This is a genomic window from Pseudomonas tumuqii, from assembly GCF_013184545.1.
GTDB lineage: Bacteria > Pseudomonadota > Gammaproteobacteria > Pseudomonadales > Pseudomonadaceae > Aquipseudomonas > Aquipseudomonas tumuqii.
In genome coordinates this window covers 16,864-38,770 of sequence record NZ_JAAOJA010000006.1, presented here as the reverse complement: position 1 = coordinate 38,770, position 21,907 = coordinate 16,864, and the positions used below count along the sequence as shown (strand labels likewise).

Here is a 21,907-nt window from a genome sequence, read left to right as displayed (position 1 = left end):
GACTCTCAGCCCATGGCCTCTTCCACCACTTCGATCCAGTGCCGTACCGGGGTGCGGCCGGCGCCATCGAGGTGGGTCTGGCAGCCGATGTTGGCGGTGACGATCAGCTGCGGCTTGCCGCTTTCCAGGGCGTCCATCTTGTTGTCGCGCAACTGCCTGGACAGCTCCGGCTGGGTGATCGAGTAGGTACCGGCCGAACCGCAGCACAGGTGCCCATCGGCCACCGCGGTGAGCTGGAAACCCAGGCGGGCGAGCACGTCTTCGACGGCCCCGCCGAGTTTTTGCGCATGCTGCAGGGTGCACGGGCAATGGAAGGCCAGGCGCTGGTCGCCCCGCACGCCGAGGCCTTCCAGCGGCTCGCCGCGCAGCACTTCGACCAGATCCTTGGCCAGCTCGCTGACCCGCTTGGCTTTCGCCGCGTAGGCCGGGTCCTGTTCGAGCAGGTGGCCGTAATCCTTGACGAAGGCGCCGCAGCCGCTGGCGGTCTGCACGATGGCTTCGGCGCCAACCTCGATCGCCGGCCACCAGGCGTCGATATTGCGCCGGGCACGCTGCAGACCCTGTTCCTGGGCATTGAGGTGGTAATCCACGGCGCCGCAGCAGCCGGCTTCACGCACGCTGGTGATGCTGATGCCGAGGCGATCGAGCACCCGCGCCGTGGCGGCGTTGGTGTTGGGCGACAGGCCGGCCTGCACGCAGCCTTCGAGGATCAGTACGCGGCGGCCGTGCTGCGCCGGCGGGCGCGGCTTGGCCGGGCGGATCTGCCGCGGCAGCTTGGCCTTGAGCACGGCCGGCAGCAGCGGACGGAAGGCCTCACCGGCCTGGACCAAGGCCTTGAACAGGGCCGGCCGCGGCACCAGGGCGCGCAGGCTTTCGCGCAGCACGCGCTGGCCCAGCGGACGCGGCACGGCCTGGTCGACCACGGCGCGGCCGATGTCCAGCAGGTTGTGGTAATCGACCCCGGACGGGCAGGTGGTTTCGCAGTTGCGGCAGGTCAGGCAGCGATCCAGGTGCAACTGGGTCTTGGCGGTGACCTGGTTGCCTTCCAGCACCTGCTTGATCAGGTAGATGCGCCCACGCGGGCCGTCCAGCTCGTCGCCGAGCAGCTGGTAGGTCGGGCAGGTGGCGTTGCAGAAGCCGCAATGCACGCAGCTGCGCAGGATGCTTTCGGCCTCTTCACCGCGCGGCAGACGCTTGGCCTGTTCAGTTAAATTCGTCTGCATCTAAACCTCGGCGTACATGCGGCCAGCGTTGAAGATCCCCTGCGGGTCGAGCTGGGTTTTCAGCTGGCGGTGATAGCGCAGCAAAGGCGCGGACAGCGGCTGGAACGGGCTGTCGCAGACGCCGGCGCTGAAGCAGCTGGCATGCCCGCCGGCGGCACTGGCGATACGGCGGATCTGCGCCGCCTCGGCAGTCGATTTCAGCCAGCGCTGGGCACCGCCCCAGTCGATCAGCTGCTCGCCGGGCAGCGCCAGCAGCGGCGTGTTGTTGGGCAGCGACAGGCGCCACAACGGCCGCGGATCGGCGAAGAACGCCAGGCGCTGCTCGTTCAGCTGCTGCCAGTAGGTCGGGTCGAGCAGCTCGCCACCGAGGCGCTCGCGGGCGGCGGCCACCGAACCTTCGCCGCCTTCCAGGCGCAGGTGCAGGGCGCGACCGTCATGGCTGGCGGCGCTCAGCGGGAGCGGCTGCTGGCCCCACTCGGCGAGCTTGCGCAGCGCGCTCTCGGCGTCCATCGGCAGGCGCAGGCTGAGGCACTGACGCGGCTTGGGCAGCACCTTGAGCGACACCTCGGTGAGCAGCCCCAGGCAACCGAAACTGCCCACCAGCAGGCGCGACAGATCATAGCCGGCGACGTTCTTCATCACCTCGCCGCCGAAGCGCAGGTGCTTGCCGTGGCCGGTGATCAGCCGCGTGCCCAGCACCATGTCACGCACCGAACCGGACCAGGGCCGGCGCGGGCCGGACAGGCCCGTGGCGACCATGCCGCCGACGGTGGCGCCGCCAGCGAAGCTCGGCGACTCGCAGCTGAGCATCTGCCCGGCCTCGTCCAGCGCCGCCTGCAATTCGGCCAGCGGGGTGCCGGCGCGGGCGGTGATCACCAGTTCGGTCGGGTCGTAGCTGACGATGCCGCGGTGGGCGCGGCTGTCGATCACCTCGCCCTCGACCTTGCGGCCGAGAAAGGCCTTGCTGTTACCGCCCTGAATGCGCAGCGGCAGCGCATTGTTGAGGGCGTGATTGACCTGTTCCAGCAGCGCCGTGCTGGCATCGAAATCATGCGGCATGTGCATCAGAAACGCTCCAGATCGGGAAAGGGCAGCTGGCCGTGGTGCACATGCATGGCGCCGAATTCGGCGCAACGATGCAGGGTCGGAATGTTCTTGCCGGGATTGAGCAGGCCCTTGGGATCGAAGGCCGCTTTCACCGCATGGAACAGGGTCAGCTCGTCGCTGTTGAACTGGCTGCACATCTGGTTGATCTTCTCGCGGCCGACGCCGTGCTCGCCGGTGATGCTGCCGCCGACTTTCACGCAGAGTTCGAGGATCTTGCCGCCAACGGCTTCGGCGCGCTCCAGCTCGCCGGGCTGGTTGGCATCGAACAGGATCAGCGGGTGCATGTTGCCGTCGCCGGCGTGGAATACGTTGGCCACGCGCAGGCCGTACTCGGCGGACAGCTCGGCAATGCCCCTGAGCACCCCCGGCAACTCGCGGCGCGGAATGGTGCCGTCCATGCAGTAGTAGTCCGGCGAGATGCGCCCGACCGCCGGGAAGGCGTTCTTGCGCCCGGCCCAGAACCGGACCCGCTCGGCCTCGTCGCGGGCCAGGCGCACTTCGCTGGCGCCGGCCTCTTCCAGTACTGCGCGCACCCGCTCGCAGTCGTCCTGCACGTCGGCTTCGACGCCGTCCAGCTCACACAGCAGGATGGCCTCGGCCTCGACCGGGTAACCAGCATGGATGAAATCCTCGACGGCGCGGATCGCCAGGTTGTCCATCATCTCCAGGCCGCCGGGAATGATGCCGGCGGCGATGATGGCGCCGACCGCGCGCCCGGCTTTTTCCACCGAGTCGAAACTGGCCAGCAGCACCTTGGCCACCTGCGGCTTGGGCAACAGTTTGACCGTGACCTCGGTGATGATGCCGAGCATGCCTTCCGAACCGGTGAACAGCGCGAGCAGGTCGAAGCCCGGCGCATCCAGGGCATCGCTACCCAGGGTCATGCGTTCGCCCTCGACCGTGAGCACCTCCACCTTGAGCAGGTTGTGCACGGTCAGGCCGTATTTCAGGCAATGCACGCCGCCGGCGTTCTCGGCCACGTTGCCGCCGATCGAACAGGCGATCTGCGAGGACGGATCCGGCGCGTAATACAGTTCATGGGGCGCGGCGGCCTGGGAAATCGCCAGGTTGCGCACGCCGGGCTGGACCCGGGCGAAGCGCCCGGCCGGGTTGACCTCGAGAATCTTGTTGAAGCGCGCCATCACCAGCAGGATGCCCTGCTCCAGCGGCAAGGCGCCGCCGGACAAGCCGGTGCCGGCGCCGCGCGCCACCACCGGCACGCCGCGCTGGTAGCAGAGCTTGAGCAGACGTTCGACCTGCTCGATGCGCTCGGGCAGCACCACCAGCATCGGCGTGGCGGTGTAGGCCGAGAGGCCATCGCATTCGTAGGGCTTGAGGTCTTCCTGGGTGTGCAGCACGTCCAGGTCGGGCAACTGCTCGCGCAATGCAGCCAGCAGGGCTGGCTTATCGACCGCGGGCAACGGGCCATCGATGCGCTCGTCGTACAGAATGCTCATGGCAGGCTCACTCAGGTGGCGTAGCGGGTGTAATCGTTATGGCGCATCGGCACAGCGGTGCGCTGGTTGTGCAGCATGTTTAGTCCCTGGCAACCGCGGCGTCTATCGCCATCCACACTGGTATGACCAGTTTTTTCAGGCCCGCGCGTCACCATTTATCGACTCAGGCTTTATCTAGGCTGGCTTACACGCCTATATTGGTCAGCCTAATTTCAATAAACCATAACTGGTCATACCAGTCAGCGAGTGTGCCGCGATGGATGCAGAACAGCCCGCAATACGCCGCCAGGTCAGCGATGTGGTCGCCGAGAAAATTGAACGGCTGATCGTCGACGGCGTGCTCAAGGCCGGCCAGGCCCTGCCCTCGGAACGGCGCCTGTGCGAGAAGCTGGGGATTTCCCGCTCGGCACTGCGCGAAGGGCTCAAGGTGCTGCGCGGGCGCGGCATCATCGAGACCGCCCAGGGCCGCGATTCGCGGGTCGCCACCCTCAACGGGCCGCGCGACGCCAGCCCGCTGATGCACCTGTTCAGCTCGCAGCCACGCACCCTGTTCGACCTGCTCGAAGTGCGTGCCCTGCTCGAGGCCGAGTCGGCGCGCCTGGCCGCCCTGCGCGGCACCGACGCGGATTTCGTCCTGCTGACCCGGCGTTACGAGGAAATGCTCGCCGCCCACAACGAGCCGCCGAGCGAGGTCGAACCGCGCGAACATGCGCGCCTCGACCACGCCTTCCACCTGGCCATCTGCGAGGCGTCGCACAACCCGGTGCTGCTGCACACCCTGCAATCGCTGACCGACCTGATGCTCAACTCGGTGTTCGCCTCGGTGAACAACCTCTATCACCGGCCGCTGCAGAAACGCCAGATCGACCGCCAGCATGCGCGCCTCTATCACGCGGTGATCGAGCGCCTGCCGGAACAGGCGCAACGCGCGGCGCGCGAGCACATCCTCAGCATCCGCGACAACCTCAAGGAGATCGAGCAGGAGGAGCAACGCCTGGTGCGCGCGACCATGCGCCTGGAGGGTTGGGCGTAGCAGGGCAACCCGTCTACGCCCGCGAACGTCCGTGCTAGACTCGCGCGCTTCCGATTCGTGGTGATTTTGCCGTGCCCCACGCCGCCCTCGCCCATCCGCCACGCTGGCTGACCGCCAGCCAACTGCACCCGGTCCCCGCTGCCGGCGTGCGCGACTGGCTGTTCAATCAAGACTCGCTGACCCGCCGGCTAACCGCGCTGTCCCATGACGGCTTCAGCGTCACCCCGCTGGTCGAGGGCTGGCAGCGCCTGCGCAGCGACGAATGCAGCGCCCTCAACGTGGCCGCCGGCAGTCAGGGCTGGGTGCGCGAAGTGTATTTGCGCGGCCACGGCCAACCCTGGGTATTCGCCCGCAGCGTGGCCGCCCGTAGCGCCCTGGAAGGCTCCGGCCTGGCCCTGGAGCAACTCGGCAGCCGCTCGCTCGGCGAACTGCTGTTCAGCGACCGCGCCTTCGACCGCAGCGCCCTGCAGGCCTGCCGTTACCCGGCGCCCTGGCTGCCCGGCGAGGTGCGCGCCGAACGCCTGTGGGCACGCCGCTCCTGCTTCAGCCGCGGCGCCCTCGGGGTGCTGGTGGTCGAAGTGTTTCTGCCCGAATTCTGGCCGGCCGCCGGGATCGAGGCGTAGGGTGGAAAACCGCGAAGCGTTTTCCACCAGCCATCTGCGCGACGCCCCACGGGCCGACGGCGCAGCCGCACCTCGCGCCTGTAACGGTGGATGAAAAAAGCGTCATCCACCCTACGCCCTGCATTCCCAGGCTCCGCGTGGGAATGCAGGGTACGCATCACCCCATCCCGCGCGCCGACTCCGTATAATCCGCGCACCCCGCACGGAGACGCGCTCGATGTACACCCGCCTGCTCAAATCGCTGAATCGCCTGCACCCACGCGCCTGGGATTTCATCCAGCTGATGCGCCTGGACAAACCCATCGGCATCTACCTGCTGCTATGGCCGACGCTGTGGGCCCTGTGGGTCGCGGCCGAAGGCGTGCCGAGCGCGAAGAACCTGTTTATCTTCGTCTTCGGCGTGATCCTGATGCGCGCCGCCGGCTGCGTGATCAACGACTACGCCGACCGCAATTTCGACGGCCACGTCAAACGCACCCAGGCGCGGCCCCTGGCCAGCGGCAAGATCCAGTCGCGCGAGGCACTGCTGCTGTTCGCCGCGCTGGTGGCGCTGGCCTTCGGCCTGGTGCTGCTGACCAACGCCGCGACCGTCTGGCTGTCCTTCGGCGGTCTGGCTTTGGCCGCCAGCTACCCGTTCATGAAGCGCTACACCTTCTACCCCCAGGTGGTGCTCGGCGCGGCCTTCTCCTGGGGCATGCCCATGGCCTTCACCGCCGAGACCGGCAGCGTGCCGCCGGAAGCCTGGCTGCTGTACATCGCCAACCTGCTGTGGACGGTGGCCTACGACACCTACTACGCCATGGCCGACCGCGACGACGACCTGAAGATCGGGCTCAAATCCACCGCCATCCTGTTCGGCGACGCCGACCGCCTGATCATCGTCATCCTCCAGGGCCTGGCCCTGCTGTGCCTGCTGCTGGCCGCCGCACGCTTCGAACTGGGCCTGTATTTCCACCTCGGTCTGCTGGTCGCCGCCGGCTGTTTCGCCTGGGAATACCACAAGACCCGCAACCGCAAACCCATGGCCTGCTTCAACGCCTTCCTGCACAACCACTGGGCCGGGTTGGCGATCTTTGTCGGGTTGGTCATCGATTACGCGCTGCGGGGGTAGGCTGGGGCGGGCCGCCCCAGCCATTTGCCACAGCAGCCCACCTGTCATATCACTGCAATAATTCCGTTATCTAATGCCACGCATGACAGTTCAACGACTCGAGGCTGGATCCATGGTTGGCAAGAACATCCTGATCGTCGATGACGAAGCACCGATTCGCGAAATGATCGCGGTGGCCCTGGAAATGGCCGGTTACGAGTGCCTGGAAGCGGAGAACAGCCAGCAGGCCCATGCCATCATCGTCGACCGCAGGCCCGACCTGATCCTGCTCGACTGGATGCTCCCCGGCACCAGCGGCATCGAGCTGGCGCGCCGGCTCAAGCGTGACGAGCTGACCAGCGACATCCCGATCATCATGCTCACCGCCAAGGGCGAAGAGGACAACAAGATCCAGGGCCTGGAAGTCGGCGCCGACGACTACATCACCAAGCCGTTCTCGCCGCGCGAACTGGTCGCCCGGCTGAAGGCCGTGCTGCGCCGTGCCGGCCCCAGCGACAGCGAGGGACCGATCGAGGTCGGCGGCCTGCTGCTCGACCCGATCAGTCACCGGGTAACCATCGATGGCACGCCGGCCGAGATGGGGCCGACCGAATACCGCCTGCTGCAGTTCTTCATGACCCACCAGGAACGCGCCTATACCCGCGGCCAGTTGCTCGACCAGGTCTGGGGCGGCAACGTCTACGTCGAGGAGCGCACCGTCGATGTGCACATCCGCCGCCTGCGCAAGGCGCTCGGCGAGGTCTACGAAAACCTGGTGCAGACCGTGCGCGGCACGGGCTATCGTTTCTCCAGCAAAAGCTAGCGGTATCCCCGGTCGATGACGGCACGGGTTAGGATTGCCGGCTTGCCTCAGCGGCTCAATGGATCGATTGGCGGATGACTCCCAAGTGAAGCAAAACTGGCGTGGCGCCGTGGTGCGCCGCCTGCTGTTGTTAATCGGCGCCTGCCTACTGCTCGGCCTGCTCACCGGCGAGTACGCCTGGGCGCTGGCAGCCGGCCTGGCCATCCACCTGGGCTGGACCCTGAGCCAGTTGCTGCGCCTGCACAAATGGTTGCAAGAGCACCAGCCGGACGAGCCGCCACCGGATGGCTATGGCCTGTGGGGCGAGGTATTCGACAGCATCTACCACCTGCAACGGCGCAACCTGCGCGCCCGCGGCCGCCTGCAGGCGGTGATCGATCGGGTGCAGGAATCCACCGCCGCGCTGAATGATGCGGTGATCATGCTCGACAACAACGGCAACCTGGAGTGGTGGAACCGCGCCGCGGAGACCCTGCTCGGCCTGAAAACCCCACAGGACAGCGGCCAGTCGATCACCAACCTGCTGCGCGACCCGCGCTTCATCGACTACTTCGAGCGTGGCAGTTACCTCGAACCGCTGGAGCTGCCTTCGCCGCTCAACGACCGACGGCGCCTGCAGTTCCATATCACCCACTACGGCAATCGCGAGCACCTGATGCTGGTACGTGACGTCACCCGCCTGTATCAGCTCGAGCAGATGCGCAAGGACTTCATCGCCAACGTCTCTCACGAGTTGCGCACGCCACTGACGGTGATCGCCGGCTACCTGGAAACCCTGCTGGACAACGTCGAAGACGTCAATCCGCGCTGGCTGCGCGCGCTGCAACAGATGCAGCAGCAAGGCGGGCGCATGCAGAACCTGCTCAATGACCTGCTGTTGCTGGCCAAGCTGGAAGCCACCGACTACCCCTCGGACAACCAGCCGGTAGCGGTCGACCTGCTGCTGTTGAGCATCAAGGGCGATGCCCAGGCGCTGTCTGGCGAACGCATGCACCGCATCAGCCTGGAGGCCGACCCGCACTTGCGCCTCAAGGGCAGCGAGGCGGAACTGCGCAGCGCCTTCTCCAACCTGGTGTTCAACGCGGTCAAGTACACCCCCAAGGAAGGCGAGATTCGCATCCGCTGGTGGGGCGACGAGCAGGGCGCGCACCTCTCGGTGCAGGACAACGGCCCGGGTATCGAGGCCAGGCACCTGCCACGCCTGACCGAACGCTTCTACCGGGTCGACTCCAGCCGCGCGAGCAATACCGGCGGCACCGGCCTGGGCCTGGCCATCGTCAAGCATGTGCTGCTGCGCCACCGCGCCCGCCTGGAAATCGACAGCAGCCCGGGCAAGGGCAGCACCTTCACCTGCCATTTCCCCACCCAGCAGGTAGTGCGCCGCGGCCAATAGCCGGCCGCGTGCTTGCAAAACCCAACGACTGCCCCCAACCTTTAGTGCTCATTCACTACCCGAACCCTTTATGGACCCCTCCACGAGTCTCTCCACCGCCAGTTTTTTCGCCGATTTCGGCCTCGTTCTCTTCGCCCTGTTGCTGGTCCTGCTCAACGGCTTTTTCGTCGCAGCCGAGTTCGCCATCGTCAGGCTGCGCGCCACCAAGGTCGAGGCCCTGGCCAACGAAAACGGCTGGCGCGGGCATATCCTGCGCACCGTACACAACCAGATGGACGCCTACCTGTCGGCCTGCCAACTGGGCATCACCCTGGCCTCGCTGGGCCTGGGCTGGGTCGGCGAACCGGCCTTCGCCGAACTGCTCACCCCGCTGCTCGGCGCCATCGGCATCGAGTCGGCCAAGCTGGTGCACGGCATCGCCTTCTTCACCGCCTTCTCGATCATTTCCTACCTGCATATCGTGGTCGGCGAGCTGGCACCGAAATCCTGGGCGATCCGCAAACCCGAACTGCTGTCGCTGTGGACGGCCGCGCCGCTGTACCTGTTCTACTGGGCCATGTACCCGGCGATCTTCCTGCTCAATGCCAGCGCCAACGCCATCCTGCGCATCGCCGGCCAGGGCGAGCCGGGACCGCACCACGAGCACCATTACAGCCGCGACGAACTCAAGCTGATCCTGCATTCCAGCCGCGCCAGCAACCCCAGCGACCAGGACATGCGCGTGCTGGCCTCGGCCGTGGAGCTCGGCGAACTGGAAGTGGTGGACTGGGCCAACTCGCGCGAAGACCTGGTCTACCTGGAGCTGAACGCGCCGCTGCACGAGGTGTTCAGCGTGTTCCGCCGGCACAAGTACAGCCGCTACCCGATCTTCGACGAAGACGCTGGCGAGTTCGTCGGCGTGCTGCACATCAAGGATCTGCTGCTGCACCTGTCCTTGCTGGAGATGCTGCCCTCGGCGCTGAAACTGGCCGAGCTGATGCACCCGATCGAACGGGTTGGCCGGCATATGCCGCTGTCCAATCTGCTCGAACAATTCCGCCAGGGTGGTTCGCACTTCGCCCTGGTCGAGGAGGCCGACGGCAAGGTGATCGGCTACCTGACCATGGAAGACGTGCTGGAAGCCCTGGTCGGCGACATCCAGGACGAGCACCACAAGACCGAGCGCGGCATCCTCGCCTACCAGCCAGGCAAGCTGCTGGTGCGCGGCGACACGCCGCTGTTCAAGGTCGAGCGCCTGCTGGGGGTCAACCTCGACCATATCGAAGCGGAAACCCTCGCCGGCCTGGTCTACGAAACCCTCAAGCGCATGCCCGAGGAAGAGGAAGTGCTGGAAGTCGACGGCCTGCGCATCATCGTCAAGAAGATGAAGGGGCCGAAGATCGTCCTGGCCAAGGTGCTCAAGCTGGATTGAGGCTGGAGGCGATCCATGCCTGTCCGGCTCTCTGCCGCCTGTTGATGGGTATCGCTGCGCTCAACACCATCCTACGGCCGAGGTGCCTGTGGGAGGGGCTTTAGCCGCGAAGCCTTGGCCCATCCGACAGGCTGCTAGACCTGCCTACTCGCCACCCACGGCGAAATTCGGCAGGCTGTTGACCGGCTGGGCGAAGTCGAAGGGGATGGATTCCAGGGCCAGGCCGACGTTGCGCTGCACCACGAAGTGCAGGTGCGGCCCGGTGCTGTTGCCGGTGTTGCCTGAGCGGGCGATAAAGCTGCCGCTGTTGATCCGCTGGCCTTCGCGAACGCTGACCGAGCCCTGCATCAGGTGCAGGTAGACGCCCATGGTGCCGTCGTCGTGCAGGATGCGCACATAGTTGCCGGAGGGGTTGTTGCCCCGTCCGCTCTGCTGGTTCTCGGTCTTGACCACCACGCCACCGCGCGCCGCGACTATCGGCGTGCCCTCGGGCATGGCGATGTCCATGGCATAACGCCCTTTGGCGGTGAAGTGGCTGTATTTGCCATTGGCCCCCTGGGTCAGGCGGAATGGGCCGCCGCGCCAGGGTAGCGGGTAGCTCTTCTGCGTCGGCAGCAGGCGCGGGTCGCCAAGGGCATAACGCAGTTTCGGCGTGTAGCGCAACGGCTTGCTGGCATCGCGCGCGGTCAGGGTGGCGAGGCGAATCTTGCTGCGCGGCGGCAACACCCAGGTGATGGGTTTATTCGGGGCGCCGATGGCGTTGTCGACCTGCTCCAGCTTCAGCTCGATCTGCACCGGGGCATACAGGTCGTTGCGCACCAGCAGGGTATCGCCGGCCGCGTGCTTCCGGGTTTCCAGCTTCACCTGGCTGTCCAGACGCTCGACCATGCGGTCGCGGAAGACGAACACCTGCGCACCCGCCGTCGCCTTATCGGTATAGGTCACCACACCGTTGGCATCGGTGTACTTGTAGATGGTCAGGGCTGCGGCCTGGCTGGCAACCAGCAGCAGGGCGCAGAAAACGGTCAGGCGAAAGGGCATGGGCTCACGGGCGGTTGTGACTCTCCAGATCCCTGAGACTAGCAGCGCCGCTGCAGGCATGCGAGGGCCAGGACAGTGGAATGTGATCTGGCGCATCCACCGTCGTCCCTCAGCGCTTGTGAAAATATCGAGCGCCGTCGCGAGAGCGCCTCCAGGCGGTCGCAGCAGGTGAGAGTTTTTTCACAAGCTCTCAGTCCGTGCGACTTTTTGACGCGACGCCTGAGCAAGCTAACCTCATGGTGAGCGATTGCCGACGGGGCGACACGGAACGGGCCACCGGGCAACGCGAGCGTGCCTTTACTGCCATGAGGATTAATGACCATGAAAACCTCGATGTTCAACACCCTGCTGATCGACAAACCGCTACGGGAGATTTTCTGGTTCTACGGCGTGATACCCAGCAATATTCTCTGGGCCGTAACGCTCGCGGTGTATTTCAGCGACGCCGCACTGTCCACGGTCGTGCTCATGTTCGCCGTGCTGCTGGGCTATACCGCCTGGATAATCGGCGAGATCTGGCACTGCAGTGGCAACGTGAAAAATCCAGCCCACGGTGAAATCGCCCGCTTCCTCACCGCCGCCTGGGCGATCAATACGCTGCTGCTGATTTCCTTCCTGCTGCTGCAGCGCCTGGGCTGAGCAGGCAACAGATCAGGCGCCGGGGACGAAGTGCTTCTGCGTCGTCCCGCGGGCGATCAGGCGCGACAGGTAGTCGAGCTTCTGCGGGTCGCGGTCGACGAACTTGAACGTCAGCAGCAGCCATTCGCTGTCCGGCCTGGGTTCCAGCGCCGCCACCGCATGCAGGTAGCCGTTGAGCCGCGCCACCTCGCCACCTTCGCCCTGTTCCAGATCGAGCACCGCGCTCTCCAGCACCTGCGGCAGCAGTTCGGCGCGCTTGACCACCAACTGGGCGTCCTTGAGGCTGAGCGCCTTGATCACGCAGTTCATGGTGCCGCCAGGCAGGCGCAATTGGCCCTGGCCACGTCCGCCCGGCGCCTGCCCCGCCGACTTGGCCGAAGCGGCTGGCGCGGCTGGCGCGGCGGGAGCCTCCTGGCGCGTCGCCACGGCCTCCGGCGTAGCGGCGACCGCCGGCTTGATCACCTGGGCCTGCCCGCCGGTCAGCGCCGCCAGGGAGTCATTGGCAAAGCCGCCACTGCTGAGCATTTTCGGCGGCGCACTGGCCATCAGGGCTTGCAGCTTGCCGGCACGGCTGAGGGCCTTCTTGACCTTGGTCACCAACTGCTCGTTGGAAAAGGGTTTGCCGATGAAGTCGGAAACACCGGCCTGGATCGCCTGGATCACGTTGTCCTTGTCGCCACGGCTGGTGACCATGATGAAGGGCACGGTTTTCAGGTTGTCCTGCTCACGGCACCAGCTGAGCAACTCGAGCCCGGACAGCTCGGGCATTTCCCAATCGCAGAGAATCAGGTCGACGCTTTGCCGGATGAGTAACTGCTGGGCTTTGCGCCCATTGATGGCTTCGACGATCTGCACGCCGGGAAAATGGTCGCGCAGGCCTTTCTTCACCAGGTCACGGATAAAGGTGGCGTCGTCCACCACCAGTACGCTGACTTTGCTCATCGGCCACTCCTGTTCGAATGGCCCCAAGCATAAGCGCGGCGAATGGCCAAAGGCCAACCCTAAAGTGGCTGTTGGCCATTTTAGGCTTGGCCGGTCAGCCTTGCCGCCCCAGGGCGCCAGGGCCCTGCTGCATCAGGTTCGCAGGCGCGGCACTCAACGGTCCTTGCCGATGCCTTCTACTTCTTCCTTCATGCGGGTCAGGCCCATGTGCTTGACGTCGGTGCCACGCACCAGGTAGATCACCAGTTCGGCGATATTGCGCGCGTGGTCGCCGATGCGCTCCAGCGAGCGCAGGGCCCAGATGATGTTGAGCACCCGCGAGATCGAACGCGGGTCTTCCATCATGTAGGTGACCAGCTCGCGCAGGGCGGTCTTGTATTCGCGGTCGACGGTCTTGTCGTACTGCGCCACCGACAGGGCCAGTTCGGCATCGAAGCGGGCGAAGGCGTCCAGCGCCTCCTGCACCATCTTGCGCACCTGGTCGCCAATATGCCGCACTTCCACATAGCCGCGCGGCGCTTCGCCTTCCTCGCAGAGGAGGATGGCGCGCTTGGCGATCTTGGTCGCTTCGTCGCCGATGCGCTCGAGGTCGATCACCGACTTGGAGATGCTGATGATCAGGCGCAGGTCGGAAGCCGCCGGCTGACGGCGGGCGAGGATGCGCACGCATTCCTCGTCGATGTTGCGTTCCATCTGGTTGATCTGGTCGTCGATCTCGCGCACTTGCTGAGCCAGGCCCGAGTCGGCGTCGATCAGCGCGGTCACCGCGTCGTTGACCTGCTTCTCGACCAGCCCGCCCATGGCCAGCAGATGGCTGCGCACGTCTTCCAGTTCGGCGTTGAACTGCTGGGAGATGTGCTGGGTGAGGTTGTCTTTGTTGATCATGGGGGTTCGCTCCGCGAAAGTCCGGGTAGGGTGCGCCGTGCGCACCACAGGGCAGCTGCAGCTGGTGCGCGCAGCGCACCCTACGGGGTCAACTCAACCATAACGGCCGGTGATGTAGTCTTCGGTCTGCTTCATCTCCGGGTTGGTGAACAGCGTATCGGTGTCACCGAACTCGATCAGTTTGCCCATGTACATGAAGGCGGTGTAATCCGACACCCGCGCCGCCTGCTGCATGTTGTGGGTGACGATGACGATGGTGTACTTGGATTTCAGTTCGTAGATCAGCTCTTCGACCTTGAGGGTGGAGATCGGATCCAGCGCCGAGCAGGGTTCGTCGAGCAGCAACACTTCCGGCTGCACCGCCACGGTACGGGCGATCACCAGGCGCTGCTGCTGTCCGCCGGACAGGCCGAGGGCCGACTCATGCAGGCGGTCCTTGACCTCGTCCCACAGCGCCGCGCTTTTCAGGCCCCACTCCACCGCTTCGTCGAGTACGCGCTTCTGGTTGATGCCCTGGATGCGCAGGCCATAGACCACGTTCTCGTAGATGCTCTTGGGGAAGGGGTTGGGCTTCTGGAACACCATGCCGACCCGGCGGCGCAGCTCGGCGACGTCTTCGCCCTTGCGGTAGATGTTGCGCCCGTCGAGGTTGATTTCACCCTCGACGCGGCAACCGTCGACCAGATCGTTCATCCGGTTGAAGGTGCGCAGCAGGGTCGACTTGCCGCAACCGGACGGGCCGATGAACGCGGTGACGCGCTGCTTGGGGATGTTCAGCTTGACGTCGAACAGCGCCTGCTTGTCGCCATAGTACAGGTTCAGACCCGGCACCTGAATCGCCACGGTTTCCCCGGCCAGGTCGAGGCTCTGCTTGTCCCGGCCCAGGGCCGTGATGTCGATGCCGTGTGTGTGTGCTTGGTGCTGCATGGGATGCTCCCTACGCTAACAATTCGTTGATCATCCCCTGCCTTACAGGCAGAGGACAAAATACATTAGTGATCCAGCGCCTTGTACTTCTCACGCAGGCGGTTACGCATGAACACCGCGGTGAGGTTCAGAATCGCGATCACCAGCACCAGCAGCAATGCCGTGGCGTAGACCAGCGGCCGCGCGGCCTCGACGTTGGGGCTCTGGAAGCCGACGTCGTAGATGTGGAAGCCCAGGTGCATGATCTTCTGGTCCAGGTGCAGGTACGGGTAGTTGCCGTCCAGCGGCAGGCTCGGCGCCAGCTTGACCACGCCGACCAGCATCAGCGGCGCCACCTCGCCGGCGGCACGCGCCACGGCGAGGATCAGGCCGGTCATCATCGCCGGGCTGGCCATCGGCAGCACCACGCGCCAGAGGGTCTCGATCTTGGTCGCGCCGAGCGCCAGCGAGCCTTCGCGCAACGCCCGCGGAATCCGCGCCAGGCCTTCCTCGGTGGCGACGATCACCACCGGCACGGCGAGCAGCGCCAGGGTCAGCGAGGCCCACAGCAGGCCCGGCGTACCGAAGGTCGGCGCCGGGGCGGACTCGGGGAAGAACAGCCGGTCGATCGAACCACCTAGCACATAGACGAAGAAGCCCAGGCCGAACACCCCGTAGACGATGGCCGGTACGCCGGCCAGATTGTTCACCGCGATGCGGATCACCCGGGTCAGCGGGCCCTGCTTGGCGTACTCGCGCAGGTAGATGGCCGCCACCACGCCGAATGGGGTGACGATCACCGCCATGATCAGGGTCATCATCACCGTGCCGAAGATCGCCGGGAAGATGCCGCCCTCGGTGTTGGCCTCGCGCGGGTCGTCGCTGACGAACTCCCACAGCTTGGCGCCGTAGAATTGCAGCTTGCCGAGGCTGGACATGGCGTTCGGCTGATAGGCCCGCACCACCTTGCCCAGGCTCAGCTCGACCTCGCGACCATCGGCGGTACGCACCATGGCGCTGTCACGATTGAAGGCCGCGTAGAGCGCCACCAGCTGGGTTTCCAGCACCTTGTACTCGGCATCCCACTGCGCCCGATCCATATCCAGATCGGCCTGGGCCTGTGCATCCAGCTTGCCCTGCAGCTCCAGCTTACGGGTTTGCAGGCGAATGCGCTCGAGCCCGGCATTGATCCGGCCGATGTCTTTCTTTTCCAGGCGCACCACCTGCGCATGCAGCTCGTCGACCCGCGCCAGACGCTCTTGCAGGGCAGTCCAGGCCGCATCGCCCTCGGCGACCAGCTGGCCGTTTTCCTTGACGTTGACCAGGTAGCCGTAGAGGTTGCCCCATTCGCGGCGCTCGAATGCCGTGAGGGTTTGCGGGGTGCGCTGATTGCTCAGCCACTCGCCCACCACCCAGTTGAAGTCGGCGCCGTACAGATCGCGGTTGCCCACCTTGAACAGTTCGCGAGTCATGAACTCGCCGCCTTCGGCTGCCACCGGCAAGCCGGACGCCGCCAGGCGCGCGCGTGGAATTTCTTCGATCTGGGTGATCTCGCCGGCCATCACCTTCATTTCCTGGCCAGGCACCTGATAGTCGGCCTCGACGATGTCGGCCGGCCAGAAGTGGCCGAGACCACGGGTGGCGATCACGGCGAGCAGGCCCAGGGTCATGATCACGGCGATGGACACCGCGCCGGCGTTCATCCAGATCCACGGCGAACCGCTTTTGACCCAGGCTTTTACGGAATTCTTTTTCACGGACATATACCTTCCAAAGCCTTAGAGCGACGCGTACTTGACGCGCAGACGCTGGCGCACCAGTTCCGCGAGCGTGTTCATGACGAAGGTGAAGGACAGCAGCACCAGCGCCGAGAGGAACAGCACGCGGTAATGCGTGCCGCCTACCGCCGATTCGGGCATTTCCACCGCCACGTTGGCGGCCAGGGTGCGCAGGCCCTCGAAGATGTTCATGTCCATGATCGCGGTGTTGCCGGTGGCCATCAGCACGATCATGGTTTCGCCGACCGCGCGGCCCATGCCGATCATCACCGCCGAGAAAATACCCGGGCTGGCGGTGAGGATGACCACCCGCGTCAGGGTCTGCCAGGGCGTCGCACCGAGGGCCAGAGAACCGAAGGTCAGGCTTTTCGGCACGCTGAACACGGCGTCTTCGGCAATCGAGTAGATCGTCGGGATCACCGCGAAGCCCATGGCCAGGCCGACCACCAGGGCGTTGCGCTGGTCGAACGGGATGCCCAGGTCATTGCTCAGCCAGCTGCGCATGTTGCCCTCGAACAGCCAGACTTCCAGGTGGCCGCTCATGCTCAGCGAGACGATGCCGATCAGCAGGATCACCGGGATCAGCAGCGCCGCTTCCCAGCCATCCGGCACCAGCAAGCGGACCGACTCGGGCAGGCGGCTCCAGGCGAAACCGGCCAGGAGGATGCCGATCGGGGTGAAGATCAACAGACTGAAGATGCCGGGTAGATGGCCCTCGACATAGGGCGCAAGGAACAGGCCGGCGAAGAAGCCGAGGATCACCGTCGGCAGCGCTTCCATCAGTTCGATCACCGGCTTGATCTTGCCGCGCATGGCCGGGGCCATGAAGTAGGCGGTGTAGATGGCTGCGGCAATCGCCAGCGGCGCCGCCAGCAGCATCGCGTAGAACGCGGCCTTCAGGGTGCCGAACGCCAGCGGCGCGAGACTCAGCTTGGGTTCGTTGTCGGTGCTGGCGGAGGTCGACTGCCAGACATAGTCGGCCTCGTCGTAGTTTTCGTACCAGACCTTGCCCCACAGCGAACTCCAGGAGACTTCCGGGTGCGGGTTGTCGATCAACAGGCGCTGCAGTTGCCCTTGCGACTCGACCAGCACACGGTCGGCGCGCGGCGACAAGCCGGCCAGGGCCGCGCCTGCGGCCACCGGCTCGACCAGCAGGGTGCGGTGGGCGGTGCTGTGGAAGATACCCAGGTCGCCGTTGGCATCCAGCGCCATGAACCCCTTGCGCCGCTCCTCCGGGAGAATCTGGGTGATGGCGCTGTCGCCCATCTGGAAGCGGCGGATCGACTTCAGGTACTGCTTGCCGTCCTCGTCGCGGACCATGAACCACTGCTGGATGGCACCCTTGCTGTCGCCGATCATCAGCGAGATACCACCGAGCAGCGCAGTCGCATTGGTGACGTCGGTGGTGCCATCGCTGAGCAGCTTGTAGCGACCATTCAGCTCCCGGGTACGCAGGCTGAAGACGTCCGCCGTGGCGCGACCATTGATCACATACAGCCACTGATGACGCGGGTCGATGATCAAGGCCTTGATCGGCTCGGCGATCTGCGCCAGGGCGATGCGATCTTCGCTGAGGGTCACCTCACCGGTCATCAGGTTTTCTTCGCGGCCGAGGCTCAGCACATGCAGATCGGTACCGGTGGAGGCCGTCAGCAACAAGGTGCCGCCGTTCAGGCTGACGCCGACGTGGTCCAGCGCGCGGCCCTGCTCGTCGAGACTGATCGCGGCTTCACCGAACGGGTAGTCGATCCGCGGCGTAATGGTTTTCACGTCGTTCGGGTAACTGACCGGGTAGGCATGTTCGAACACCAGCACCTGGCCGTTGGACAGGCCCAGGGCCACGCGATTGCTGCCCGGCTGATCCTGGGCAACCGCAACGATCTGGCTGTCGGCCGGCAACGGCAGGTCGATGGTGCTCAGCGCGGCCATGCTCTTGGCATCGAAGAACTGTACCTGACCACGCTCATCGAGGCGCATGGCCACCTGATTCTGCTCTTCCACCGCCAACAACAACGGCTGGCCGGCCTCCGCCAACCAGGCCGGCTGCACCGGCTCGCGCGTATCGAGGTCAGCACCCTGGAATATCGGCAAGACGATGTAGGCCAGGTAGAAGAAGATCAGGGTGATGGCGCCAAGCACCGCCAGGCCGCCAATGGAAACACACCAGCGGGCCAGGTGATCTTTCAGCGCACGCATGCGCCGCTTGCGCAGCAAGGCCGGGGTATTGAAATCCAGCCTCAGGGATTTGGGCGAGGCAGTCACGGTTTCACGAGCCAGGTCATTCATAGTAAGGGCATCTCTGCGCGGCCATGAGCGCGCCGTAATTTCATTCGTGGCACAGGCTGAATAATCTAGCCAGCTTATGTGACAGAAAAGTTACAGCGAGCTGACAAAGCGACGCCCACCTCTCTATCCGAGAGGCGGGCGCGGCTACAAGGCTGGCGTCCCTGCCAGTAGGGCCAGGTGCTTACAGACCCAGTTCCTTCATGGTCTTCTCGACCACTTTGCTCGGCAGCGGGATGTAGCCATCCTTGACCACCACTTCCTGGCCTTGCTTGGACAGCACCAGCTTGACGAACTCGGCGTCCAGCGGACTCAGGGCCTTGTTCGGCGCCTTGTTGACATACACGTAGAAGAAGCGGGCCAGCGGGAACTTGCCAGCCAGGGCGTTTTCTTCGTTGGCTTCAAAGGCTTCGCCGCCTTTCTTGGACAGTGCTACAGCCTTGACGCTGGAGGTCTTGTAGCCAATGCCCGAGTAACCGATGGCATTCAGGGTGCTGGAGATCGACTGCACCACGGAGGCCGAACCCGGCTGCTCATTGACGTTAGCCTTGTAGTCGCCTTTGCACAGGGCTTCTTCCTTGAAGTAGCCGTAGGTGCCGGATACCGAGTTACGACCGAACAGCTGCAGCGGCTTGGCTGCCCACTCGCCGGTCAGGCCCACGTCGCCCCAGGTCTTGATGTCGCTGGCGCCACCGCACAGGCGGGTGCTGGAGAAGATCGCGTCGACCTGCTCGATCGACAGGCTCTTGATCGGGTTGTCCTTGTGCACGAATACCGCCAGGGCATCGATGGCCACCGGAACGGCAGTCGGCTTGTAGCCATACTTCTGCTCGAAGGCCTGGATTTCGCTGTCCTTCATGGCGCGGCTCATCGGCCCCATGTTGGCGGTGCCTTCGGTCATCGCCGGTGGCGCGGTGGAGGAACCGGCGGCCTGGATCTGGATGTTGACGTTCGGGTAGTTCTTCTTGAACTCTTCCGCCCACAGGGTCATCAGGTTGGCCAGCGAGTCGGAACCGACGCTGGACAGGTTGCCCGACACACCGGAAGTCTTTTCATAGGTCGGCAGAGCCGGGTCGATAGCAGCGACCGCAGTGGCGGTGGCGACGCCAGCGGCGACGAAAGTCATGGCCGCCATCAAACGCTTAAGTTTCATGCCTTGCTCCTAGCAGAATTTAGTGTTGGATTGAACGAGCCCAAGTATCTGCAGCCCCTGTGACCAATCTATGAAATCAATGTGACAGTTAGATGAACACTGGGCACTTTGCCGGCACCGGGCATACCGACCGCCTTCAGGCGCTCGCGGCAAGGCGAGAGTATGTTCACAAGCGCTCAGTCGGTATACTCATCAAACCCGCACCCTAGCGGGCCTGCAGGCTGTTGAAAGCAGCCATGGCGGACCCATAACAACAACCGCGCCGCGAGCCGTAATCGAGATGAACGACTTCGAACAGGATGACCCGATTCCCCAGGGCGATCTGGCTTTGCAGATCACCGCGCTACCCCGCGAAACCAATGGTTTCGGCGACATCTATGGTGGCTGGCTGGTATCGCAAATGGATTTGGCCGGTACCGCCATGGCCAGCAAGGTCGCCGGCGGCCGCGTGGCAACGGTGGCGATCGATCGCATGGCCTTTCTGGTGCCGGTTGCCGTTGGTGCGCAATTGTCCTTTTACACCCAGGCACTCGAGATCGGCCGCAGCTCGATCCAGATGCTGGTCGAGGTGTGGAGCGACGACCCGCTGTCCAGCGAATGGCGCAAGGTCACCGAGGCGGTGTTCGTCTTCGTCGCCATCGACGGCAGCGGCCGCACCCGCCCGGTACCGGCGCGCCGCTGAGCAAGCGCCCCAGTCCATCCTGCGGACGGCTAACCGTAGGATGGTGCGGGCCGCGTAGGATGAGCGCAGCGATACCCATCGGCGATCGATAAATCACCACCATGGCCGCTACCCGGCAGCAGCGTCAGCCCTGGCGTTTATGGAGATTCGTACGCGGCTGTGATGGGTATCGCTACGCTCAACCACATCCTACCGAGCCATCGCCGGCGCTCCATCCGCACTGCAAAAACCTGAATCCAAGATACACAAACGCCGGCACGAGGCCGGCGTTTTTATTGGCCAGAAATCAGCCGCGGATGTTGTAGATGTCCTTCTCGTTGCTTTCGGCATAGTCGTACAGACGCTGCAGATACGCCTTCTGCTGCTCCCACACCTTGGTCGCCGCCGGATCGGCAGCAGCGGAGGCGTCGACCACTTCAGCGGCCACTTCCTTGAGTTTGGCCAGCACGTCGTCCGGCAGGCGGCGTACTTCCACGCCCTCGCCCTTGAGTTGCTCCATGGCTTCCATGTTCTTGGCGTTGTAATCGTCGAGCATGTCGCCGTTCACATCGCGCGCCGCAGCACGAACAATGGCTTGTAGATCGGCCGGCAGGGTTTCCCAGGCCTTGATGTTGATATCCAGCTCAAACAGCACGCTCGGCTCCTGCCAGCCCGGGGTGTAGTAATACTTGGCGGCTTTGTGCAAGCCCAGGGCCTGATCGTTGTACGGGCCGATCCACTCGGTGGCGTCGATGGCGCCGGTCTGCATGGCAGTGAAGATCTCGCCGGCGGGCATATTGACCACGGTGCCGCCCATCTTGGTCAGCACTTCGCCGCCCAGGCCAGGGGTACGCATCTTCAGGCCCTGGAAGTCGGCGACGCTGTTGATTTCCTTGTTGAACCAGCCGGCGGTCTGCACGCCCGTGCTGCCACAGGCCATGGGCAGTACGCCGAAGGGTTTGTAGACCTCCTCCCACAGCTCCAGGCCGCCACCCCTGTGCAACCAGGCGTTCATTTCCTGGGCGTTGGGGCCAAACGGCAGGGCGCAGAAGAACTGCGCGGCAGGCACCTTGCCTTTCCAGTAATAAGGCGCACCATGGCCCATCTCGGCAGTGCCACGGGAAACCGCATCGAACACTTCCAGTGCCGGCACCAGTTCGCCAGCGGCATACACCTTGACCTTCAGGCGGCCATTACTCATTTGCTCGACCAGCTTGGCGAAGCGTTCGGCCCCCACGCCTACACCCGGAAAATTCTTCGGCCAGGACGTAACCATCTTCCAGTTGAAAGTCTCGCTACTCGCACCTTCTTGGGGCTTGGCGGCAGTGTCAGCCTCTTTGTTGCAACCGGCCAATGCGGTTGCTGCAAGGCCTACACCCGCAGCTGCGAGAATTTGACGACGCTTCATGTAATAACTCCTTGTTGTTCTGTTGTTGTACTAATGGTCTGAGCACTGGGA

19 protein-coding genes are annotated in these 21,907 nt (G+C 64.6%); 8 read left to right on the top strand and 11 right to left on the bottom strand.

The features are described 5' to 3' along the window. Window positions 1-5 precede the first annotated feature (5 nt). Genes glcF through glcD form a run of 3 tightly spaced genes read right to left on the bottom strand, consistent with a single transcriptional unit; the run spans window position 6 to window position 3,787 of the window. The gene (gene glcF, locus G9C89_RS12630) at window positions 6-1,223 is read right to left on the bottom strand and encodes a glycolate oxidase subunit GlcF (protein WP_172148423.1); all 1,218 of its coding nucleotides are present in this window, start codon (window positions 1,221-1,223) and stop codon (window positions 6-8) included. Continuing rightward, window positions 1,224-2,288: a glycolate oxidase subunit GlcE gene (gene glcE, locus G9C89_RS12625; RefSeq protein WP_172148421.1), complete on the bottom strand. Its 1,065-nt coding sequence runs from the start codon at window positions 2,286-2,288 to the stop codon at window positions 1,224-1,226. Beyond that, a complete protein-coding gene (glcD, locus tag G9C89_RS12620; protein ID WP_172148419.1) occupies window positions 2,288-3,787 on the bottom strand; it encodes a glycolate oxidase subunit GlcD in 1,500 nt (499 codons plus the stop codon). Before glcD ends, glcE begins: the two co-directional genes overlap by 1 nt. 256 nt (window positions 3,788-4,043) lie before the next feature. On the opposite strand from glcD, the gene glcC reads away from it, so the two are divergent. The 6 genes from glcC (at window position 4,044) to G9C89_RS12590 (ending at window position 10,160) form a co-directional block, all read left to right on the top strand. Continuing rightward, window positions 4,044-4,820: a transcriptional regulator GlcC gene (gene glcC, locus G9C89_RS12615; RefSeq protein WP_172148417.1), complete on the top strand. Its 777-nt coding sequence runs from the start codon at window positions 4,044-4,046 to the stop codon at window positions 4,818-4,820. Window positions 4,821-4,891: 71 nt separating this feature from the next. After that, window positions 4,892-5,443: a chorismate--pyruvate lyase family protein gene (locus G9C89_RS12610; RefSeq protein ID WP_172148415.1), complete on the top strand. Its 552-nt coding sequence runs from the start codon at window positions 4,892-4,894 to the stop codon at window positions 5,441-5,443. Between the two features lie 217 nt (window positions 5,444-5,660). Continuing rightward, the gene (gene ubiA / locus G9C89_RS12605) at window positions 5,661-6,554 is read left to right on the top strand and encodes a 4-hydroxybenzoate octaprenyltransferase (protein WP_172148413.1); all 894 of its coding nucleotides are present in this window, start codon (window positions 5,661-5,663) and stop codon (window positions 6,552-6,554) included. 112 nt (window positions 6,555-6,666) lie between these two features. Further along, window positions 6,667-7,356: a phosphate regulon transcriptional regulator PhoB gene (phoB, locus tag G9C89_RS12600; RefSeq protein ID WP_172148411.1), complete on the top strand. Its 690-nt coding sequence runs from the start codon at window positions 6,667-6,669 to the stop codon at window positions 7,354-7,356. A 58-nt stretch (window positions 7,357-7,414) separates the two neighbouring features. After that, window positions 7,415-8,749 carry a phosphate regulon sensor histidine kinase PhoR gene (gene phoR, locus G9C89_RS12595; RefSeq protein ID WP_172148409.1) on the top strand — a complete coding sequence of 445 codons (1,335 nt, stop codon included), beginning with the start codon at window positions 7,415-7,417 and terminating at the stop codon, window positions 8,747-8,749. 70 nt (window positions 8,750-8,819) lie between these two features. Further along, on the top strand, window positions 8,820-10,160 hold the full coding sequence (locus tag G9C89_RS12590) for a hemolysin family protein (protein WP_172148407.1): 1,341 nt from the start codon (window positions 8,820-8,822) through the stop codon (window positions 10,158-10,160). Window positions 10,161-10,304: 144 nt separating this feature from the next. On the opposite strand, the gene G9C89_RS12585 is transcribed toward G9C89_RS12590, so the two are convergent. Further along, window positions 10,305-11,201 carry a peptidoglycan DD-metalloendopeptidase family protein gene (locus G9C89_RS12585; RefSeq protein WP_172148405.1) on the bottom strand — a complete coding sequence of 299 codons (897 nt, stop codon included), beginning with the start codon at window positions 11,199-11,201 and terminating at the stop codon, window positions 10,305-10,307. A gap of 321 nt (window positions 11,202-11,522) precedes the next feature. Between G9C89_RS12585 and G9C89_RS12580 the strand changes: the two genes are divergently transcribed. After that, the gene (locus tag G9C89_RS12580; protein WP_172148403.1) at window positions 11,523-11,840 is read left to right on the top strand and encodes a hypothetical protein; all 318 of its coding nucleotides are present in this window, start codon (window positions 11,523-11,525) and stop codon (window positions 11,838-11,840) included. A gap of 12 nt (window positions 11,841-11,852) precedes the next feature. Here G9C89_RS12580 and G9C89_RS12575 read toward each other — a convergent pair whose 3' ends face one another. The 6 genes from G9C89_RS12575 to G9C89_RS12550 all read right to left on the bottom strand — a co-directional run bounded on the left by G9C89_RS12575 (window position 11,853) and on the right by G9C89_RS12550 (window position 19,787). Continuing rightward, entirely contained in the window at window positions 11,853-12,782 is a 930-nt protein-coding gene (locus G9C89_RS12575) for a response regulator (protein WP_172148401.1), read from the bottom strand. A gap of 153 nt (window positions 12,783-12,935) precedes the next feature. Next, window positions 12,936-13,667 carry a phosphate signaling complex protein PhoU gene (gene phoU / locus G9C89_RS12570; RefSeq protein WP_172148399.1) on the bottom strand — a complete coding sequence of 244 codons (732 nt, stop codon included), beginning with the start codon at window positions 13,665-13,667 and terminating at the stop codon, window positions 12,936-12,938. Window positions 13,668-13,760: 93 nt separating this feature from the next. Next, window positions 13,761-14,594 carry a phosphate ABC transporter ATP-binding protein PstB gene (gene pstB, locus G9C89_RS12565; RefSeq protein WP_172148397.1) on the bottom strand — a complete coding sequence of 278 codons (834 nt, stop codon included), beginning with the start codon at window positions 14,592-14,594 and terminating at the stop codon, window positions 13,761-13,763. A 65-nt stretch (window positions 14,595-14,659) separates the two neighbouring features. Continuing rightward, a complete protein-coding gene (gene pstA, locus G9C89_RS12560) occupies window positions 14,660-16,336 on the bottom strand; it encodes a phosphate ABC transporter permease PstA (protein ID WP_172148395.1) in 1,677 nt (558 codons plus the stop codon). A gap of 15 nt (window positions 16,337-16,351) precedes the next feature. After that, window positions 16,352-18,637 carry an ABC transporter permease subunit gene (locus G9C89_RS12555; RefSeq protein WP_172148393.1) on the bottom strand — a complete coding sequence of 762 codons (2,286 nt, stop codon included), beginning with the start codon at window positions 18,635-18,637 and terminating at the stop codon, window positions 16,352-16,354. Between the two features lie 181 nt (window positions 18,638-18,818). Further along, a complete protein-coding gene (locus G9C89_RS12550) occupies window positions 18,819-19,787 on the bottom strand; it encodes a PstS family phosphate ABC transporter substrate-binding protein (protein ID WP_172148391.1) in 969 nt (322 codons plus the stop codon). A gap of 280 nt (window positions 19,788-20,067) precedes the next feature. Here G9C89_RS12550 and G9C89_RS12545 point away from each other — a divergent pair, with 280 nt between their 5' ends. Further along, window positions 20,068-20,469 (top strand): acyl-CoA thioesterase, encoded by a 402-nt coding sequence (locus tag G9C89_RS12545; protein ID WP_172148389.1) that lies wholly within the window; start codon window positions 20,068-20,070, stop codon window positions 20,467-20,469. Window positions 20,470-20,755: 286 nt separating this feature from the next. Here the strand turns inward: G9C89_RS12545 and G9C89_RS12540 are convergent, their stop codons facing one another. Beyond that, window positions 20,756-21,856 carry a TRAP transporter substrate-binding protein gene (locus G9C89_RS12540; protein WP_172148387.1) on the bottom strand — a complete coding sequence of 367 codons (1,101 nt, stop codon included), beginning with the start codon at window positions 21,854-21,856 and terminating at the stop codon, window positions 20,756-20,758. Window positions 21,857-21,907 lie beyond the last annotated feature (51 nt).

Bases quoted from the DNA above. Each gene is read 5' to 3' on its own strand.
- G9C89_RS12550 (WP_172148391.1), bottom strand. From the start codon at position 19,787: ATGAAACTTAAGCGTTTGATGGCGGCCATGACTTTCGTCGCCGCTGGC.
- G9C89_RS12590 (WP_172148407.1), top strand. From the start codon at position 8,820: ATGGACCCCTCCACGAGTCTCTCCACCGCCAGTTTTTTCGCCGATTTC.
- phoU (WP_172148399.1), bottom strand. From the start codon at position 13,667: ATGATCAACAAAGACAACCTCACCCAGCACATCTCCCAGCAGTTCAAC.
- glcF (WP_172148423.1), bottom strand. From the start codon at position 1,223: ATGCAGACGAATTTAACTGAACAGGCCAAGCGTCTGCCGCGCGGTGAA.
- glcE (WP_172148421.1), bottom strand. From the start codon at position 2,288: ATGCACATGCCGCATGATTTCGATGCCAGCACGGCGCTGCTGGAACAG.
- glcC (WP_172148417.1), top strand. From the start codon at position 4,044: ATGGATGCAGAACAGCCCGCAATACGCCGCCAGGTCAGCGATGTGGTC.
- phoR (WP_172148409.1), top strand. From the start codon at position 7,415: ATGGATCGATTGGCGGATGACTCCCAAGTGAAGCAAAACTGGCGTGGC.
- G9C89_RS12545 (WP_172148389.1), top strand. From the start codon at position 20,068: ATGAACGACTTCGAACAGGATGACCCGATTCCCCAGGGCGATCTGGCT.
- G9C89_RS12555 (WP_172148393.1), bottom strand. From the start codon at position 18,637: ATGAATGACCTGGCTCGTGAAACCGTGACTGCCTCGCCCAAATCCCTG.
- G9C89_RS12580 (WP_172148403.1), top strand. From the start codon at position 11,523: ATGAAAACCTCGATGTTCAACACCCTGCTGATCGACAAACCGCTACGG.
- glcD (WP_172148419.1), bottom strand. From the start codon at position 3,787: ATGAGCATTCTGTACGACGAGCGCATCGATGGCCCGTTGCCCGCGGTC.
- phoB (WP_172148411.1), top strand. From the start codon at position 6,667: ATGGTTGGCAAGAACATCCTGATCGTCGATGACGAAGCACCGATTCGC.
- G9C89_RS12585 (WP_172148405.1), bottom strand. From the start codon at position 11,201: ATGCCCTTTCGCCTGACCGTTTTCTGCGCCCTGCTGCTGGTTGCCAGC.
- ubiA (WP_172148413.1), top strand. From the start codon at position 5,661: ATGTACACCCGCCTGCTCAAATCGCTGAATCGCCTGCACCCACGCGCC.
- G9C89_RS12575 (WP_172148401.1), bottom strand. From the start codon at position 12,782: ATGAGCAAAGTCAGCGTACTGGTGGTGGACGACGCCACCTTTATCCGT.
- pstA (WP_172148395.1), bottom strand. From the start codon at position 16,336: ATGTCCGTGAAAAAGAATTCCGTAAAAGCCTGGGTCAAAAGCGGTTCG.
- G9C89_RS12540 (WP_172148387.1), bottom strand. From the start codon at position 21,856: ATGAAGCGTCGTCAAATTCTCGCAGCTGCGGGTGTAGGCCTTGCAGCA.
- pstB (WP_172148397.1), bottom strand. From the start codon at position 14,594: ATGCAGCACCAAGCACACACACACGGCATCGACATCACGGCCCTGGGC.